This is a genomic window from Oleomonas cavernae (assembly GCF_003590945.1).
Taxonomy (GTDB): domain Bacteria; phylum Pseudomonadota; class Alphaproteobacteria; order Zavarziniales; family Zavarziniaceae; genus Zavarzinia; species Zavarzinia cavernae.
In genome coordinates this window covers 3625715-3640597 of record NZ_QYUK01000011.1, presented here as the reverse complement: position 1 = coordinate 3640597, position 14883 = coordinate 3625715, and the positions used below count along the sequence as shown (strand labels likewise).

Here is a 14883-nt window from a genome sequence, read left to right as displayed (position 1 = left end):
ACACGCCCGGGCATGACGATAGAGAGTGGTGCGCGGCGGGTTATGCGGCGGGCGTTTCGCGCTCGATCATGGTGCCGGCGCCGTGCTCGGTGAAGGTTTCCAGCAGCAGGGCGTGGGGCGTGCGGCCGTCGAGGATGACGGCGGCTTCGACACCCTTGTCGACGGCGTCGAGGCAGGTTTCGATCTTGGGGATCATGCCGCCATAGATGGTGCCGTCGGCGATCATGGCGCGGGCCTGGGTCGCGGTCATGCGGTCGATCAGCTTCTTGTCGCCGTCGAGCACGCCGGCGACGTCGGTCAGCAGCAGCAGGCGCGAGGCGCGCATGGCGGCGGCGATGGCGCCGGCCGCCGTGTCGGCATTGATGTTGTAGGTGTGGCCGTCCTCGCCGATGCCGATGGGCGCGATCACGGGGATGAAGTCCGAGCGCTCGAACAGGTAGAGGATGCGCGGGTCGACCGACTCGGGCTCGCCCACGAAGCCCAGGTCCAGCACCTTCTCGATGTTGGAATCGGGGTCGCGCTTGGTGCGGGCCAGCTTGCGCGCGCGGATCAGCGGGCCGTCCTTGCCCGACAGGCCGATGGCATTGCCGCCGGCGGCGTTGATGGCGCCGACGATCTGCTTGTTGATCGAGCCGGCCAGCACCATCTCGACCACCTCGACCGCCGCCTGGTCGGTGACGCGCAGGCCGTCGACGAAGGACGACTTGATCGCCAGGCGTTCCAGCATCTTGCCGATCTGCGGGCCGCCGCCGTGGACCACGATCGGGTTGATGCCGACCTGTTTGAGCAGGACGATGTCGCGGGCGAAGGACTGGGCCGCCGCCTCGTCGCCCATGGCATGGCCGCCGTACTTCACCACGAAGCTGCGATCGGCATAGCGGCGCATGTAGGGCAGCGCCTCGGTCAGGGTCGCGGCGGTGTGCAGCCAGCGGGTGCGCAGCTTGAGGTCGGCACGTTCGCGATCGGGCGCGGCGGTCTCGGTCTTGTCGCTCATGACGTCCTCGTGAGGCCAGTCGTGGGGAGGGCTTGGCGGGGTCTCGCTTAGCCGATCGCGGCCGGCTTGCCAAGGGTTGCGAGCGTCGCCCGCAATTCGGCGATCCCGGCGCCCGCTTCGGCCGAGGTCGGCATGATCACCGGATGGGCCGCGACATGGGGGCGGATCGCCTCGGCCACGGCCTTCATCGACGCCGCCAGTTCGTGGGGCTTCAGCTTGTCGGTCTTGGTCAGGATGATCTGGTAGGACACCGCCGACTGGTCGAGCAGCTTCATCGCCGCCTCGTCAGGGGCCTTGGGGCCATGGCGGCTGTCGATCAGCACCAGCACCCGTTTGAGATTCGGCCGCCCCGCCAGGTAGGTCTCGGTCAGGTGCACCCATTGGGCGACCTTGTCCTTCGAGACCTTGGCGAAGCCGTAACCCGGCAGGTCGACCAGCATGAGCCGGTCGGCAAGGTTGAAGAAATTGAGCTGCTGGGTGCGCCCCGGCGTGTTGGAGACCCGGGCCAGGGTATTGCGCCCGGTCAGGGCATTCACCAGCGACGACTTGCCGACGTTGGAACGGCCGGCGAAGGCCACTTCCGGCAGGTCCGGCCCGGGCAGGTCGCCCAGCTTGGTGGCGCCCCAGACGAAGCCGCATTCGCCGGCGAACAGCAGCCGCCCCGCCTCGAGCGTTTGAGGCGTGGCGGCGCCGTCTTCGGCGCGCAGCGCGTCGGTCACCGCTTGCCCGTGGGCTTGCCGCCGGTCGGCGTGCTCTTGGCGGCGGCCGGCGCGGGCACGGCGGCGGCGGTCGCGATCTTCGCCGGCGTCTGCTTGCGGATCAGCCATTGCTGGCCGATCGACAGCAGGTTGTTCCAGGTCCAGTAGATCACCAGCCCGGCGGCGAAGTTCGCCAGGAAGAAGGTGAAGATGATCGGCATCATCATGAACACGCGCTGCTGCACCGGATCGGGCGGGGCGGGGTTCATCTTCTGCTGCAGGAACATGGAAATGCCCATGGCCAGCGGCCAGGCGCCCAGGGCCAGGAAGCTGGGCGGATCCCAGGGGATCAGGCCGAACAGGTTCAGCACATGGGTCGGGTCGGGTGCCGCCAGATCCTGGATCCAGCCGAAGAACGGCGCGTGGCGCATCTCGATGCTGACGTTCAGCACCTTGTAGAGCGCGAAGAACACCGGGATCTGGATCAGGATCGGCAGGCAGCCGGCCAGCGGGTTGATCTTCTCGCGCTTGTAGAGGGCCATCAGCTCCTGCTGCATGCGCGGCTTGTCGTCGCCGAAGCGCTCGCGCAGCTTGGCCATTTCCGGCTGCACGTCCTTCATCTTGTTCATCGCGCGGTAGGACTTGCTCTGCAGCGGATAGAACAGGCCCTTGATGATCAAGGTCAGGATCATGATGGCAACGCCGAAGTTGCCGATCAGGCGATAGAAGAAATCGAGGATGATGAAGATCGGCTTGGTCAGGAAGAAGAACCAGCCGAAGTCGACGGCATATTCGAACATCCCGATGCCGAGGTTGTCGCGATAGGCGCGCAGCAGGTCGACGACCTTGGCGCCGGCGAACAGGCGGTGGGTGACGGTCGCGCTGGCGCCGGCCTCGATCTTCTGCGCGCCGTCGAGGAAGCTGACCTCGTAGGTGTCGCGCTGGCCGACCTTGGCGTGGCGGAAGCTGCCGGTGATCTCGCGCCCCTGGTCGGGGATGATGGCCGACAGCCAGTATTTGTCGGTAATGCCCAGCCAGCCGCCCTTGGACTTGATGTCCGGGACCGTCTCGTCCCGCAGCTTGTCGTAGGCATGTTCCTGCAACTGGCCGCCCAGCACGCCCAGCGGCCCCTCATGGACGATGAACTCGCCCGCGATTTCCGGCGTCTCGATACGCCGCAGCAGCCCGTAGGGGTAGAGATCGACGGCGGCGGCGCCCTTGTTTTCGACCTTGTCCTCGATCGTGAACATGTAGTTCTCGTCGAGGCTGATCTTGCGGGTGAAGAGGAGGCCGGCGCCATTGTCCCAGGTCAGGGTGACCGGGGTGGTGGGGGTCAGCTTGCCGCTGCCCGTCCACACGGTCTGGTCGCCCGGCAGCGGCAGGTTCACGCCCGCGGGCAGTTGCCAGCCGAATTCGGCGAAATAGGGGGCCTTGGCATTCGCCGGCGACAGCAGCTCGATCTCGGGGCTGGCGGGATCGGTGGTCTGGCGGAACTTGCGCAGGGTGACGTCGTCGATGCGGCCGCCGGTCAAGGCGATCGAGCCTTCCAGGCTGGGGGTGTCGATGACGATGCGCGGCGACGCCTCCAGGGCGACGGAGCGGTCCACCAGGGGGGCCACGCCGGGGTGGCGCTGCCGGGGGCGGTGCTGCCGGGGCCGCCCCGGGCTGGGCGGCGGGTGCCGGGGCAGCGGCCGTGGTTTCGGTAGTGGCGACCTGGGCCTGGCGTTCCCGCTCGCGCGGACCCTGGACCAGGAACTGGAAGCCCAACAGGATCAGCAGCGAGGCGACCACGGCCAGGATGAGATTACGATTCTCGAGCATCACCGACACCTGTGCGTGTGATGGGGGCACTGCCCGGGGGGCAGCATGAATGGCGTGCCGCGCGATTGCGCGGCGGTACTGGGTCATAACCATGGCCGCCCCAGGGATGACAGCGGGCAAGGCGCCGCACGGTCAGATAGCTGCCGCGGATCGGCCCGTGGACGCGCAGGGCCTCCAGGGAATATTCCGAGCAACTGGGCAGATAACGGCAGGCGGGCGGCATGGCGGGCGAAATGAGATAGCGCCAGATCAGCACGGGCAGGCTGAGCACGGCGGCGAGCAGGCGCGAGGCCCAGGTCATGGCGCCGGCGCCCGCAGCAGCTTGAGCCGCGCCAGCGCCGCTTCCAGGTCGCTGCGCAACTGGGCATAGGGGCGGGTGGCGGTGTCCTGGCGGCAGATCAGCACATAGTCGGTGCCGCCGGCGGCACGGGCGGCGATGACCTCGTCGGCCAGGGCGCGCAGGCGGCGCTTGGCGCGGTTGCGGGTGACCGAGTTGCCGACCTTGCGCGACGCCGTGAAGCCGACCCGCGCCGATGCCGGATCGCCTTGCGGCTGCGCCATGGCCTGCAGCATCAGGCCCGGGGTGGTGAACTTGCGCCTTGCCCCTGCCACGCTCAAAAACTCCTGCCGTGTCTTCAAGCGAACGAGCCGCAACCGTACCGCGACCTCTTGCTCAAGGTCGTGGGCCGGCTGCGGCTGATCAATAGACGCCGGCCCGTGTTCGGCCGGCATGGCCGTCAGGCCGAAAGGCGCTTGCGGCCCTTGGCGCGGCGACGCGCCAGCACCACGCGACCGCCGACGGTCGACATGCGCGAACGGAAGCCGTGACGGCGCTTGCGCACCAGGGCGCTGGGTTGATAGGTCCGCTTCACCGGATTACTCCATATCGATAGCAGGCGAGACCCTCGGGCAAGGGCCGCCGTCGAAAACGAGCCCCGGTCTATACGGGGGCAGCGCCTTGAAGTCAACCGGATGATCGGGCCAAGGCCCCTCAATGCAGCCCGGCGACGAAGCCGAAATAGTATTTGTCGAACAGCGAGAAGGCCATCTTCTGGCCGACCGGCGGGATGAAGTGCGGGCCGTCCCAGGAATAGACCTCGAAGCGGTCGACCTGGCAATTGGGGCCGGGCAGCGACATGAACACGGTCGAATTCAGCCCCACCCAGTGGTCCGAGGTGCGCACCGCGCCCGGGTTCTGGAAGGCGCTGGCCTTGAGCAGGTCGGACTTGATCAGCAGGATGACCCGCCAGCCGCGGTCGTAGAGGTCGGTCGCCTCGACGAAATTGTTGTAGCCGCCACCGCCTAAGCCATCGGCCTTGGAAATTACCCGGGAATAGCCGCCGGCCTTGAATTCGCGCACCACGTCGCTGGGAAAATTCCAGGCCTTGATGTGGAACGGGCCTTCGTCGGCGCCATAGGCGAAGACCGAATTGAAGCTTTCCCGGATCGCGGCCAGCACCACCCAGTCGGCATGGTCCAGGCTTTCCTTCTCGCTGATCCGGGCGACGGCGGAATTCAGCAGGTCGGGCGAGGCGGTGATCTTCTCGCCGTCGCTGCGCTTGTCGACCAGGGTCTTGGGCCCGCCCTTCAGCCAGCCTTCGCCCTTCTCGAACAGGTCGGCGGCCAGTTGGACGTATTCGACCGGGTGGTCATAGGCCCAGACGCGGACGAAGGTGGCAATGCCGCACAGCCAGGTCTGGCCCTGGTTGAAACTGTCCGGGTTGTCGAGGCGGTATTTCAGCCCGGCCGCGACCTTGGCCCGCTCGACATGGGGCCACAGGCCCTTGCCGCCGCGCTTGCCGAAGGCATCGGCCATGCCCTTGGCCTTGTCGACGGCGGCGGCATCCCGTTTGCCCAGGCCCGTCTGCGGCTTGCCCAGTTCATCGGCGTCGGTGAACCAGTCGGTATCGTATTTGCTGGGAGTGTCGCCCATCGCTGCCCTCCTAATCGAACCATGTCCGGGTCATGGCGCAAGCGCACCGGAAAGCCGTGATCGGGGGAGCGGAGAGGATGACTCGGATCGTCGCCGCCGACAATGCCGCGACGCGGTTTTCAAGGACTTTCACGCTTGCGTCATTTGCACAGCAACGCATTCTATTGCGCAATGCAGCGGCGGCTCGCGGCAGAGAATCGGGGGATTCCATGGCGGCAAAGGTGGTGACGGTTGCGCAGCAGAAGGGCGGGGCGGGCAAGACCACGGTGGCGGCCCACCTGGCGGTCGCCCTGGCCGAGATGGGGCACAAGGTCTGCGTCGTCGACACCGATCCGCAGCAGAGCCTGGCGGCCTGGGTGCGGGTGCGCGCCGCCTTCGGCGCCGGCAATGTCGCGATCGCGGTGAAGGCCGCGCCGGGCTGGAAGGCGGGGAGCGAGATCGACCGGGCCAAGCGGGAAGCCGACATCGTGGTGGTGGACAGCCCGCCCCATACCGAAAGCACGGCCAAGACCGCCATCCGCGCCGCCGACCTGATGCTGGTACCGATGCAGCTCAGCCCCATGGACATGTGGGCGACCAAGCCGACCCTGGACCTCGCCACGTCGACCAAGGTGCCGTTCCTGCTGGTGCTGAACCGCGTGTCGCCGCGCGGCAACCTGAACGAACAGGTGCTGCGCGAGATCGCCAAGGCGGCCTATCCCGTGGCCCTGGCGCGCCTGGGCAATCGCACCGCCTTCGCCGCCAGCCTGCTCGACGGCCTGGGCGTCACCGAATCCGCGAGCAAGAGCCCGGCGGCCGAGGAGGTGCGGGCCCTGGCCCAGGAAGTGGTGGAGCGCTTCGCGGCACGGAAATGAGTGCCCCGCCAAGCCCGAGGCCCGGCCCCCGCAACCTGATCACCGATGTCGCCGGGCTGCGGGTCGGCAATGCCCAGGACCAGGGCGCCCGCACCGGCGTGACCGTGGTGCTGCCCGACGGGCCGGTGGTGATGGCGGTCGACCAGCGCGGCGGCGCACCCGGCACGCGCGAGACCGATGCCCTCGATCCGGTCAATTTCCTGCAGGAATTCCATGCCGTGGTGCTGTCGGGCGGGTCTGTCTTCGGCCTGGCCGCGGCGGACGGGGTGGTGGCAGAGCTGTCGGCCCGGGGCGTCGGCCTGAAGCTGCCCAGTGCCCCGATGGCGATCCCTGTGGTGCCGTCGGCGATCCTCTACGACCTGGGCAATGGCGGCGACAAGGCCTGGGGCGTCGTGCCGCCCTACCGTCGCCTGGGCTTCGAGGCGTTGGGCCGGGTCGATCATGATTTCGCCCTGGGCAACGTCGGGGCTGGCCTGGGGGCCGCCTGCGGGCGGTTGAAAGGCGGGCTCGGCTCCGCCTCGGTGGTGATCGACGGGATCGAGGTAGGCGCCCTGGTGGCGGTCAATGCCGTCGGCAGCGCCACCATGCCCGGCAGCCCGGTGTTCTGGGCCTGGCCGTTCGAATGGGGCGACGAATTCGGCGGGGTGCGGCCATCGGCGGCAGACCTGGCCCGGCCGCCGGCCTACGACCTGCCGGAAGAAGGCAAGCTCATCCTGGCCGGCCATACCACCATCGCCGTGGTGGCGACCAACGTGGCGCTGGATAAGGCGCAGGCGACCCGCTTTGCGATCATGGCCCAGGACGGCCTGGCGCGGGCGCTGCGCCCGGCCCACACGCCGTTCGACGGCGACACGGTATTTGCGATCTCGACCGGCCGGCGGCAACTGGACACGCCGGCGCCGCTGGGCATCGCCCGGCTGGGCCACCTGGCGGCGGAATGCCTGGCCCGGGCAACCGCGCGCGGTGTCTATGCCGCCGCCACGCTCGGCGCGCTCAAATCCTACAGGGAGGCCTGGGGCCGCTGATCAGCGGATGTAGACCCGCACCTCGGGCACGTCGGCATCGCCGCTGGTGGTCGCCGCGACCGAGACCCGGTCGGAGGGCAGGCCCATGTCGGTCAGGGTGCGCAGGACGCCCTGGGCGTTCTGCTTGGAGCGGGTCTGGTTCATCGCCACCTCGGCCGCCGTGCCGCCCGAGGGCGAGACCGCGACCAGGTCGAAGCCGGTCTCGGGCCGGCGTTCCAGCACCTTGCTGACGGCGGTGTAGAGCGCCTGCTGATAGGCGACGTCCTGCTGGTCGAAGCGGATCACCACCAGCGGGCGGCGATCGTCGAGCACGGCGGAGGCGCCGCCGGTGCGGGCGGGCTGGGCTTGGTCGTAATAGCCGGGGTTGGCCGAAACGCGGCCGGGCGTGAAGCTGCGGGTGGTGATCGATTCGCCGTAGAGCTCGCCGTTCTTGATCGCCAGCGCCAGGGTGGTGAGGTTGCCGCGCTCGCCCGAGACATAGACGGTCTGGCGTGAGATCTGGTCCGACAGCGAACTGAGCAGGCGGTCGATGCGCACCAGCAGGCGCGCGGTATCGTCCTCGATCATGTTGAGGGCGACCCGGTCCTGGTCGATACCGCCCGACAGGCCGAGCGCCGCCTGGGTCGAGTCGAGCAGATAGGCGGCGGACGTGGACGAGCCCGAGACGCCGTTGGCGAGTTCGCCCAGTTGGGTGACGCTGCCGGTCAGGGCGTCGAGTTCGCGCTGGGCCTGGTTCCACTGCTGGACCAGCAGCGGGTTGCCGGGCGTGGTGCCCAGTTGCAGCCGCGCCTGGATCGCGGCGACGACGCCGTGATAGGCCTCGGAAGCGCGGATGGTCTGGGCCAGGAGTGTGTCGTAGTTCTGCTGCTGGGCCTGGACATTGCCCTTGAGGCGGGTCAGGTCGCCATTGAGCTGTTCGACCTTGCGGCCGACGATGGTGCCGGTGGAGGAAATCTCGAAGCCGCCGGTCGCCGAGGCGCTGGAACTGCTGGCACTGCCGCCGCCGGGATAGGTTGCCTGGGTCACCCAGCTGCAGCCGCCAAGGCCGGCGAGGCCCAGGGAAATTGCCGCGACACCCAGCAGGCGCCGCGCCGCCGGAGTATGTTGGCCGGGCGCGCGCCGGCTGGCACTGGCGGCGGCGATCATCGCGGCAGCATCAAAGGCACGATCGGTCGCAAAAGCCATCCCGGTCCACTCGTCTTTTATCGGTGGGACAGCGCTGCCCGGCTTCGCCCCGTTGCCCGACAAGATGCCAGGGTCGATCGGTACGCCAAGCCAAACCTCACCCTGCAGGTCCCCCATTAGCCGAGGGGATACTAGCCAAAGGGGTAAGGGGCCACAAGCGCCCAAAGCCGAAAGATTTCATGTCGTTGCAAGAAGGTCGCGGCACTGCGGCATCGCGGCGCACCCGGGGCCCGGTGCAGGCCCCGGCGGTCGATCGGTTTTTTTGACGCGAAGGGTGTTGCATGGCGCAGCCGCTTCGGCTAGCTTCCCGGCCTCGCAAGCGGGACACCCCGCATGACGGTCGCGCGCCCGTAGCTCAGCTGGATAGAGCACCAGACTACGAATCTGGGGGTCAGGAGTTCGAATCTCTTCGGGCGCGCCAATCTTTATCAATGATCTAGCGGAAATCACCGCTTGAATCTTGAAAACCAAAACGGTTTTCCAACGGTTTTGGTCGATGGATTCTCGTCGGGTAGGGCTGCCTCGTCTGCCGTCAGTCGAACCTGCCCCAGCGCTTTTGGCTCACCTCGACAGCTGCACCATCCAAAGCCTCAATCATGTGGGAAGAGAAGTCTGGGTGGCGCTTTGAAAACCAGGCAGCGACCGCATCGGCGATGGGAGTCTTGCGGTTGATCAACGGCGGTGAGCGGTTTGGGCCGATTGCCCTGCTGTGAATCAGCACCGGGGCGCCGATCACCATGCCAGGAGGCAGCTGCGCCGTCCGGTCGTGAATGTCGACGACCATTGCCGTGACGGCTTCCTGCGGCCTGTTCAACTCCGCCTGCGCAGCCGCTCTCGGGGCTTTGCGCTCGTTTTCCTGGATAGGCTCTCCGACCTCTATGATGTGTGTCTGGGGCGAAGGGAGCAAGCTATACGAACTTGACGAACTTATCGACCTTTGCCATATATATATTTCGGCGGAGGTAGAGGCATGGCATCCCCAAAATCCAAGATTGGCGCATGGAGTGGTTCTGGGCCGCATGCGAAGCCCACCCTGACCACAGCTTTTTTTAGCCTTGGACCCACGTTGCCGAAGGGCACGACCGGATTCAAGCTGAAGGTCCCGGACAATGCGACGAAGGCGCTTACCAGCAGCCCCAAGCGGATGACGGCGCTTCTGCAAGGATATGGCGACGCGCTCGTCAAGAGTCGCGCGGCCGGCCAGCCGGTTAGTTTCCGAGTCGATGTCGATCCCGAAGGCGAGATGGTGGTGACCCTGGTCGAGGAGGTCGTCGGGTCGGCTGTGCCGGTGGCGCAAGAGGCGGGTGCAGCGGGTGCCGAACTGAATGATGCACTGGCCGCCGCGCGTGCGCGTGGCCGCCTGAAGGCGGCAGAGATTCTCGGCGGGGACGACATGCTGAGCGCCGATGGCTTCGCCGAATTGCTCGGCACGACCCGGGTGACGGTAAACACGAAGCGCCGGAGTGGCCAGGTTCTGGGGCTGGATGGCGCGAAGCGCGGCTTCCGCTTTCCGGTTTGGCAGCTCGATGCCGATGGCAAACCCTATGCCGAGCTTGCGGCGTTGCACGAGCGACTGGGTGGCCCTTGGGCAGTCTATCGCTTTCTGGTGCAGCCCCATGGTGAACTCAATGGGCTGACTGGGCGCCAGGCCCTTGAGCGAGGGAAAACGACGGCCGTGCTCGAGGCCGCCGAGAGCGCCGGGAGAGATTTCCGGTAAATGGTGAAGGTTCTTCCGCCGAAGGACTTCGCAAGTGCGAGCCTTCGGCTGCATACGGTACCGGCCGGACATCAGTTCGGTCGTATTTATCTGGGGCTCTATCCGGACCCGCTGGGCTTCGGCAAGACGCCGAGCCGGTTCAGTGATCCACGCCGCCGCATCGCCGCCAACCGGTTCGGCGTCCTGTATTTGGGCGAGACGCTGAAGGTCTGCTTCCTGGAAGCACTGCTGCGTGATCAGCGCGACGGCATGATCGGCGATCTGCCGATCGCGGAAGCGGAATTCCATGCACGGGAATATGCGGAAATCGAGGTCGTCACGCCGCTCAAGACGGTCGATCTCCGCGCGGATGGCGCCATCGTTATGGGTGTTCCCAGCGATGTCGCGAAGGCAACCGATCAGAGGCTGGCGCGAGCTTGGTCTGTCGCCTTTCATGATCATCCTGAAAAGGTCGACGGCATCATTTTTCCTTCGCGGCTCAATGGGCGAACCAACCTGGCGGTTTTCGACCATTCGATTGTTAAGCTGCATGTGGCCCGGAAGATGAAGCTGATCGAGGCTCCGGGACTGGCCGCGGTACTGAACGAGTTGCATGTCGGCATCGTCGAGTCTGATTCTTGATGACCGGCCGCACTACGAATCTGGGGGTCAGGAGTTCGAATCTCTTCGGGCGCGCCAAATCCTGCCATTCCGGAACAAGCCCTGGCACATCGGCCGAAGCGCGCTCCTGCCTGTCGCATCGACCTGGCTCGAATGCGTGCCGAGCTTGAAGTGGCTAGCCGAAGCGGACCGCGGTCAGCGCTTGCGAGATGTCCCAGAGACGCGCGGCAGCAGCCCGGTCCAACGCTTGCGGCGGGACTTTTGACAGGGCCGGGTGCCCCCGCGTTTCGCTCATCCTGTCCGGGCCGTAATAGGCGCCGGCCTTGGCAAGAGGCGCGGTGGCGGCAAACAGCGTCGGGAGCGCGCCCTGCGCCACGGGCTGGAACAGGAACCAGAACAAGGATCGCGCCACGCCCATGGCACTCCAACGGCCGGGAGCGTTGTGCAAAAGGTCCGTGCGGGAAATGCCCGGATGCGCGGCGATGCTGGTGATGCCCCACGCCCCCGCGTCACTGCGCCGCTGCAACTCGAAGGCAAACATCAGACAGGCGAGTTTCGACTGGCTGTAGACCGGCATCGGCCGGTAGCTCTTCTCCGCGTTGAGATCGTCGAAGTCGATCGCCCCGTTGCGCGCGGCAATGCTCGACAGCGTGACCACGCGCGCATCCCTGCCCTTGCGCAGAAGCGGCATGAGCTGACCCGTGAGCGCGAAGTGGCCGAGATGGTTGGTGCCGAACTGCAATTCGAAACCGTCCACCGTTTCCTGGCGCTGCGGCGGCACCATCACACCGGCATTGTTGATCAGCAGATCGAGGTTGTCCCGCTGGCCGCGCAACCGTTCGCCGAAGTCGGCAACGGACGCGAGGCTGGCAAGATCGACCTGCTCGAACCGGATGGCCGCCGATGGCACCTCGGCGCGGATTCTCGCGACCGCAGCCGCACCTTTTTGGGCATTGCGGCCGGCGACGATGACCTCGCAGCCCGCCCGCGCCAGGGCCAGGGCATCCTCAAACCCAAGTCCCCCAGTGCCCGTGACGACGGCCGCGCGGCCTTGTTGAGACGGAATGTCCGATACCGTCCACTTTGCCATGGTCTTCCCTTTATAAAAATCGCACTTGGTGTAGAATTATATTGCACTGAGTGTAATTTTCAACGGGTTAGTTTCATGACGAAGAGCAGCGACACGACGGCGCCCGGCGAGGGCCTGCGGGGGCGCAAGCGCCGCGAGACCCTGCGGCGCATCACGGATGCCGGCATTCGCCTTTTCATCGAGAAAGGTTATGCGGCGACGACGCTCGACGAGATCGCAGCCGAGGCAGGCATTTCCCGGCGTACGTTCTTCTATTATTTCAAGTCCAAGGACGACATTCTGCTGTCGCTCCAAAGCGGCATGGGCGACATGCTCGTCGCCGCACTGCGAAGCGCACCGCCGGACAGCCGGCCGCTCGACGCCATTCGCGATGCGATCGTGAAGGTTTGCGCGCCCATCCCCGCCGACGACATGATCGCTATCGACCGCCTCATGCGCTCCAGCCAAGCCGTTCAGGCGCGCAAGCAGGCGACCTACATCCAGCACGAGCGGGCGCTGTTCGAGGCCCTGCGCGAACGATGGCCGGCGCCTGAGCGCGAAACCGGCCTCAGGCTCGTCGCCATGCTGGCCGTTGGCGCGATGCGTCTTTCGTTCGATGCCTTGAGCCGGGAGGCCGGCAAACGGCCCATCGCAGTGCTGCTGCACGAAGCGTTCGACGCGCTGGCGGCCGAACGCTGATCCTGCCGCCTGCGGCCTAGTCCTCGAAGCGACCCGTGGCCTCGCGATCGCGCTCGTAGCGTCGCTTGAGCGGAAACGGCGGCAACCAGGACTCGCGACGGATGGTCCAGTTTTCGTAGGTCGGCGTCAGTTGGTCCGGGGCATCCAGGGAGCCCAGGTTCACTTCGATTTCGTCGGCGCTGCGGGCGAAGACGGAGGAGCCGCAGCGCGGACAGAAAAACCGGCCGCGGTAGTCCTGCGTTTCGCCAGCGATGGTCACGGCATCCTGAGGGAAGATCGCGGAAGCGTGAAAAAGCGCCCCATGATGCTTGCGGCAGTCGAGGCAGTGACAAAGGCCGACCCGGTACGGGCGACCCGACGCCACGATTTTGACGTTGCCGCACAGGCACCCGCCGGTGAATCGATCCATGCTGTGTTTCCTCTAGAATCCATCGCGTCCAGGCGAACAGAGCCTATCAAATGGCATGCCTGCAACATCGGTGCGTTTGGGCGGCGCGCTGCACCATTGGGCCGTTGGGATCGCAACAGGTTACGTCGGCGCACAGGCGACGAGCAAGCCTCCCGAGGTCTGCGGGTCGGTCGGGAGATGGCGCTGCCATTCGGGCAGGGCCGCGGGCAAGGCCACGCCCTAACCGACGGCCCTGCCAGCGATCGACGCCCAAGAACCGCCACCTGCACCAGGCGCAGGGGCACAATCGAGACAGGCTTACCCGATCACCGTGTGTTGCATCGCCTTCGGAAGGCGAGCAAATCTTCCCAACCCGCTTCAAAGTTTGGGATATCCGGGCGAATGTCGCCGGGAAGAACATCGGCCCGGCGATCGCTCGGCGTGGTCTAGGAAATGAAGATAGGCAATGGAAGATATTGATAAGATTGGATAATTTTTGAGAGTTTAGTCGTCTTGTGCGCTACCTGTGCCCACCAAGTGCCCACCAGGACCAAATGATGGCCTCTCCGAACGTTCCGCCGTGGGTGGCATAAATTGCCCAAAATAGCTAAATTAGGAAAAATTAGAAATTTGATCTATCCTGTCCGCGTAAGCCTGATCATCCGCTAGCGAGATCGCACCATGATCACTCAACTCCCCAATATCGAGGAGCTTCCCCGGCAGAACGCGTCCCAGGTGAAAAACAAGTGGGCCGATGTGGTCCGCCTTGTCCGCCAGTCGGGCAGTGTCGCCGTTACCAATCATGCGGCGATTGAGATGGTCTTGCTGGACGCGGCGACCTATCGCCAACTGGTTCAGGACGTCCTCGCGCTCAAGGTGCGCGAGCAGGGGGCGCTGGATGAGCTGGCCAATCGCTTCAATGAACGCCTGGCCGTTCTGCAGCAGCAAGACGCCGCGCAGAAGGTTGCCGCCCTGGTCAAGGCCCGGGCAAACTGGCCCGCCGGCCGAAGGCGGGTACCTCCTATTGATGGCCGGGACGGCGCGCCCGTTCATCTTCGTGCTGGCCGGTGTCAACGGCGCCGGCAAAAGCTCGGTTGGCGGCGCCATGTTGGTCGAGCATGGTCTGACCTGGTTCAACCCGGACACCTACACGCGCGAACTGATGGCTCAATTGGGCATGGATCTCGCCGCGGCCAATGCTCGGGCATGGGCCTTTGGCCGCGACCAGCTCGAGGCGGCCATTGCCCAGGGCACGAACTACGCCTTCGAGACCACCCTGGGCGCGCGGACGATGCCCGCCTTGCTCGCGAAAGCCTCCCACACCCACGACGTCGTCATGCTGTTCTGCGGTCTCTCGTCTCCCCAGCAACACATCGAGCGGGTGCGATCACGCGTTGCCAACGGCGGCCACGACATCCCGGAGAGCAAGATCCGTGAGCGCTGGGTCGCATCGCGCGCCAACCTGATCAAACTGCTGCCGTTGCTGGCGTACCTGCAGGTGTTCGACAACAGCGTGGACGTGGCGCCGGGTGAGGAAATTCCTGATCCGGTACTCGTGCTGGAGGTGGTCGCCGGCAAAATGGTGTTCCCCGACGAGCACGATGTGGTGGCCTTGGGTGCTATCCCCGAATGGGCGCGGCCAATCGCTCAAGCGGCTATTGAGCTGGGGCCATGACGTCGGCTTTTGGGTATCTACTGAGGTAGGCCGGCGTCGCCGGAAAGCATGGCAAGATCCTATGCTTATGGCGCATTTGGCGTGGTCTAGGAAACGAAGATGGGCACTGGAAGCTATTGATAAGATTGGATAATTTTTCGGGAGTTTAGTCGCTTAAGCTTTCATCGTGCCACACGTGCCCATTGGAACCAATGATCGCCGCTACGGAGCTTTCCGCCGCAGGCG

At 65.9% G+C, this 14883-nt stretch carries 18 protein-coding genes and 1 tRNA gene; 7 read left to right on the top strand and 12 right to left on the bottom strand.

Annotation, left to right across the window (positions count from 1 at the left end):
* Positions 1-40 precede the first annotated feature (40 nt).
* The 7 genes from argB to D3874_RS21500 all read right to left on the bottom strand — a co-directional run bounded on the left by argB (position 41) and on the right by D3874_RS21500 (position 5446).
* On the bottom strand, positions 41-886 hold the full coding sequence (argB, locus tag D3874_RS21530) for an acetylglutamate kinase (protein WP_456306453.1): 846 nt from the start codon (positions 884-886) through the stop codon (positions 41-43).
* A 155-nt stretch (positions 887-1041) separates the two neighbouring features.
* Positions 1042-1713, bottom strand: coding sequence for a ribosome biogenesis GTP-binding protein YihA/YsxC (gene yihA, locus D3874_RS21525; protein ID WP_233560092.1), 672 nt, complete (start codon positions 1711-1713; stop codon positions 1042-1044).
* Positions 1710-3299 (bottom strand): membrane protein insertase YidC, encoded by a 1590-nt coding sequence (yidC, locus tag D3874_RS21520; RefSeq protein WP_338016741.1) that lies wholly within the window; start codon positions 3297-3299, stop codon positions 1710-1712. Before yidC ends, yihA begins: the two co-directional genes overlap by 4 nt.
* Before the next feature lie 197 nt (positions 3300-3496).
* Positions 3497-3814, bottom strand: a complete 318-nt coding sequence (yidD, locus tag D3874_RS21515; RefSeq protein ID WP_119780718.1) for a membrane protein insertion efficiency factor YidD — start codon at positions 3812-3814, stop codon at positions 3497-3499.
* The gene (gene rnpA / locus D3874_RS21510; protein ID WP_119780716.1) at positions 3811-4245 is read right to left on the bottom strand and encodes a ribonuclease P protein component; all 435 of its coding nucleotides are present in this window, start codon (positions 4243-4245) and stop codon (positions 3811-3813) included. The genes yidD and rnpA overlap by 4 nt, the downstream gene beginning before the upstream one ends.
* 5 nt (positions 4246-4250) lie before the next feature.
* Positions 4251-4385: a 50S ribosomal protein L34 gene (rpmH, locus tag D3874_RS21505; RefSeq protein ID WP_119780713.1), complete on the bottom strand. Its 135-nt coding sequence runs from the start codon at positions 4383-4385 to the stop codon at positions 4251-4253.
* Between the two features lie 119 nt (positions 4386-4504).
* Positions 4505-5446, bottom strand: a complete 942-nt coding sequence (locus tag D3874_RS21500; protein WP_119780710.1) for a hypothetical protein — start codon at positions 5444-5446, stop codon at positions 4505-4507.
* A gap of 209 nt (positions 5447-5655) precedes the next feature.
* On the opposite strand from D3874_RS21500, the gene parA reads away from it, so the two are divergent.
* The gene (gene parA / locus D3874_RS21495) at positions 5656-6300 is read left to right on the top strand and encodes a ParA family partition ATPase (RefSeq protein WP_119780707.1); all 645 of its coding nucleotides are present in this window, start codon (positions 5656-5658) and stop codon (positions 6298-6300) included.
* Positions 6297-7325, top strand: coding sequence for a P1 family peptidase (locus tag D3874_RS21490; RefSeq protein ID WP_119780704.1), 1029 nt, complete (start codon positions 6297-6299; stop codon positions 7323-7325). The genes parA and D3874_RS21490 overlap by 4 nt, the downstream gene beginning before the upstream one ends.
* On the opposite strand, the gene D3874_RS28705 is transcribed toward D3874_RS21490, so the two are convergent.
* Positions 7326-8510 carry a hypothetical protein gene (locus tag D3874_RS28705; RefSeq protein ID WP_158596143.1) on the bottom strand — a complete coding sequence of 395 codons (1185 nt, stop codon included), beginning with the start codon at positions 8508-8510 and terminating at the stop codon, positions 7326-7328.
* A gap of 344 nt (positions 8511-8854) precedes the next feature.
* Between D3874_RS28705 and D3874_RS21480 the strand changes: the two genes are divergently transcribed.
* A tRNA-Arg gene (locus D3874_RS21480) sits at positions 8855-8931 on the top strand.
* Between the two features lie 111 nt (positions 8932-9042).
* Here the strand turns inward: D3874_RS21480 and D3874_RS21475 are convergent.
* Positions 9043-9294, bottom strand: a complete 252-nt coding sequence (locus D3874_RS21475) for a hypothetical protein (protein ID WP_147385768.1) — start codon at positions 9292-9294, stop codon at positions 9043-9045.
* 282 nt (positions 9295-9576) lie between these two features.
* On the opposite strand from D3874_RS21475, the gene D3874_RS21470 reads away from it, so the two are divergent.
* Positions 9577-10227 carry a hypothetical protein gene (locus D3874_RS21470; RefSeq protein WP_199699190.1) on the top strand — a complete coding sequence of 217 codons (651 nt, stop codon included), beginning with the start codon at positions 9577-9579 and terminating at the stop codon, positions 10225-10227.
* Entirely contained in the window at positions 10228-10848 is a 621-nt protein-coding gene (locus tag D3874_RS21465) for an RES family NAD+ phosphorylase (protein WP_119780698.1), read from the top strand. It abuts the gene before it with no gap.
* A 154-nt stretch (positions 10849-11002) separates the two neighbouring features.
* Here the strand turns inward: D3874_RS21465 and D3874_RS21460 are convergent, their stop codons facing one another.
* A complete protein-coding gene (locus D3874_RS21460) occupies positions 11003-11917 on the bottom strand; it encodes an SDR family oxidoreductase (RefSeq protein ID WP_119780695.1) in 915 nt (304 codons plus the stop codon).
* A 75-nt stretch (positions 11918-11992) separates the two neighbouring features.
* Here D3874_RS21460 and D3874_RS21455 point away from each other — a divergent pair, with 75 nt between their 5' ends.
* The gene (locus D3874_RS21455; protein WP_119780691.1) at positions 11993-12595 is read left to right on the top strand and encodes a TetR/AcrR family transcriptional regulator; all 603 of its coding nucleotides are present in this window, start codon (positions 11993-11995) and stop codon (positions 12593-12595) included.
* A gap of 16 nt (positions 12596-12611) precedes the next feature.
* Here D3874_RS21455 and D3874_RS21450 read toward each other — a convergent pair whose 3' ends face one another.
* Both D3874_RS21450 and D3874_RS28700 read right to left on the bottom strand, forming a co-directional pair.
* Complete coding sequence (locus D3874_RS21450) at positions 12612-13004, bottom strand: GFA family protein (RefSeq protein ID WP_119780688.1); 393 nt, start codon at positions 13002-13004, stop codon at positions 12612-12614.
* Between the two features lie 591 nt (positions 13005-13595).
* Positions 13596-13931: a hypothetical protein gene (locus D3874_RS28700; RefSeq protein ID WP_158596142.1), complete on the bottom strand. Its 336-nt coding sequence runs from the start codon at positions 13929-13931 to the stop codon at positions 13596-13598.
* A 79-nt stretch (positions 13932-14010) separates the two neighbouring features.
* Between D3874_RS28700 and D3874_RS21440 the strand changes: the two genes are divergently transcribed.
* Positions 14011-14658, top strand: a complete 648-nt coding sequence (locus D3874_RS21440) for an AAA family ATPase (RefSeq protein ID WP_119780685.1) — start codon at positions 14011-14013, stop codon at positions 14656-14658.
* Positions 14659-14883 lie beyond the last annotated feature (225 nt).

Coding starts and splice junctions, on each gene's coding strand:
- yidD (WP_119780718.1), bottom strand. CDS start 3,814: ATGACCTGGGCCTCGCGCCTGCTCGCCGCCGTGCTCAGCCTGCCCGTG.
- D3874_RS21450 (WP_119780688.1), bottom strand. CDS start 13,004: ATGGATCGATTCACCGGCGGGTGCCTGTGCGGCAACGTCAAAATCGTG.
- D3874_RS21460 (WP_119780695.1), bottom strand. CDS start 11,917: ATGGCAAAGTGGACGGTATCGGACATTCCGTCTCAACAAGGCCGCGCG.
- argB (WP_456306453.1), bottom strand. CDS start 886: ATGCGCCGCTATGCCGATCGCAGCTTCGTGGTGAAGTACGGCGGCCAT.
- D3874_RS21490 (WP_119780704.1), top strand. CDS start 6,297: ATGAGTGCCCCGCCAAGCCCGAGGCCCGGCCCCCGCAACCTGATCACC.
- D3874_RS28705 (WP_158596143.1), bottom strand. CDS start 8,510: ATGGCTTTTGCGACCGATCGTGCCTTTGATGCTGCCGCGATGATCGCC.
- D3874_RS21500 (WP_119780710.1), bottom strand. CDS start 5,446: ATGGGCGACACTCCCAGCAAATACGATACCGACTGGTTCACCGACGCC.
- parA (WP_119780707.1), top strand. CDS start 5,656: ATGGCGGCAAAGGTGGTGACGGTTGCGCAGCAGAAGGGCGGGGCGGGC.
- rnpA (WP_119780716.1), bottom strand. CDS start 4,245: ATGCCGGCCGAACACGGGCCGGCGTCTATTGATCAGCCGCAGCCGGCC.
- D3874_RS21475 (WP_147385768.1), bottom strand. CDS start 9,294: ATGGTCGTCGACATTCACGACCGGACGGCGCAGCTGCCTCCTGGCATG.
- D3874_RS21465 (WP_119780698.1), top strand. CDS start 10,228: ATGGTGAAGGTTCTTCCGCCGAAGGACTTCGCAAGTGCGAGCCTTCGG.
- D3874_RS21440 (WP_119780685.1), top strand. CDS start 14,011: ATGGCCGGGACGGCGCGCCCGTTCATCTTCGTGCTGGCCGGTGTCAAC.
- D3874_RS21455 (WP_119780691.1), top strand. CDS start 11,993: ATGACGAAGAGCAGCGACACGACGGCGCCCGGCGAGGGCCTGCGGGGG.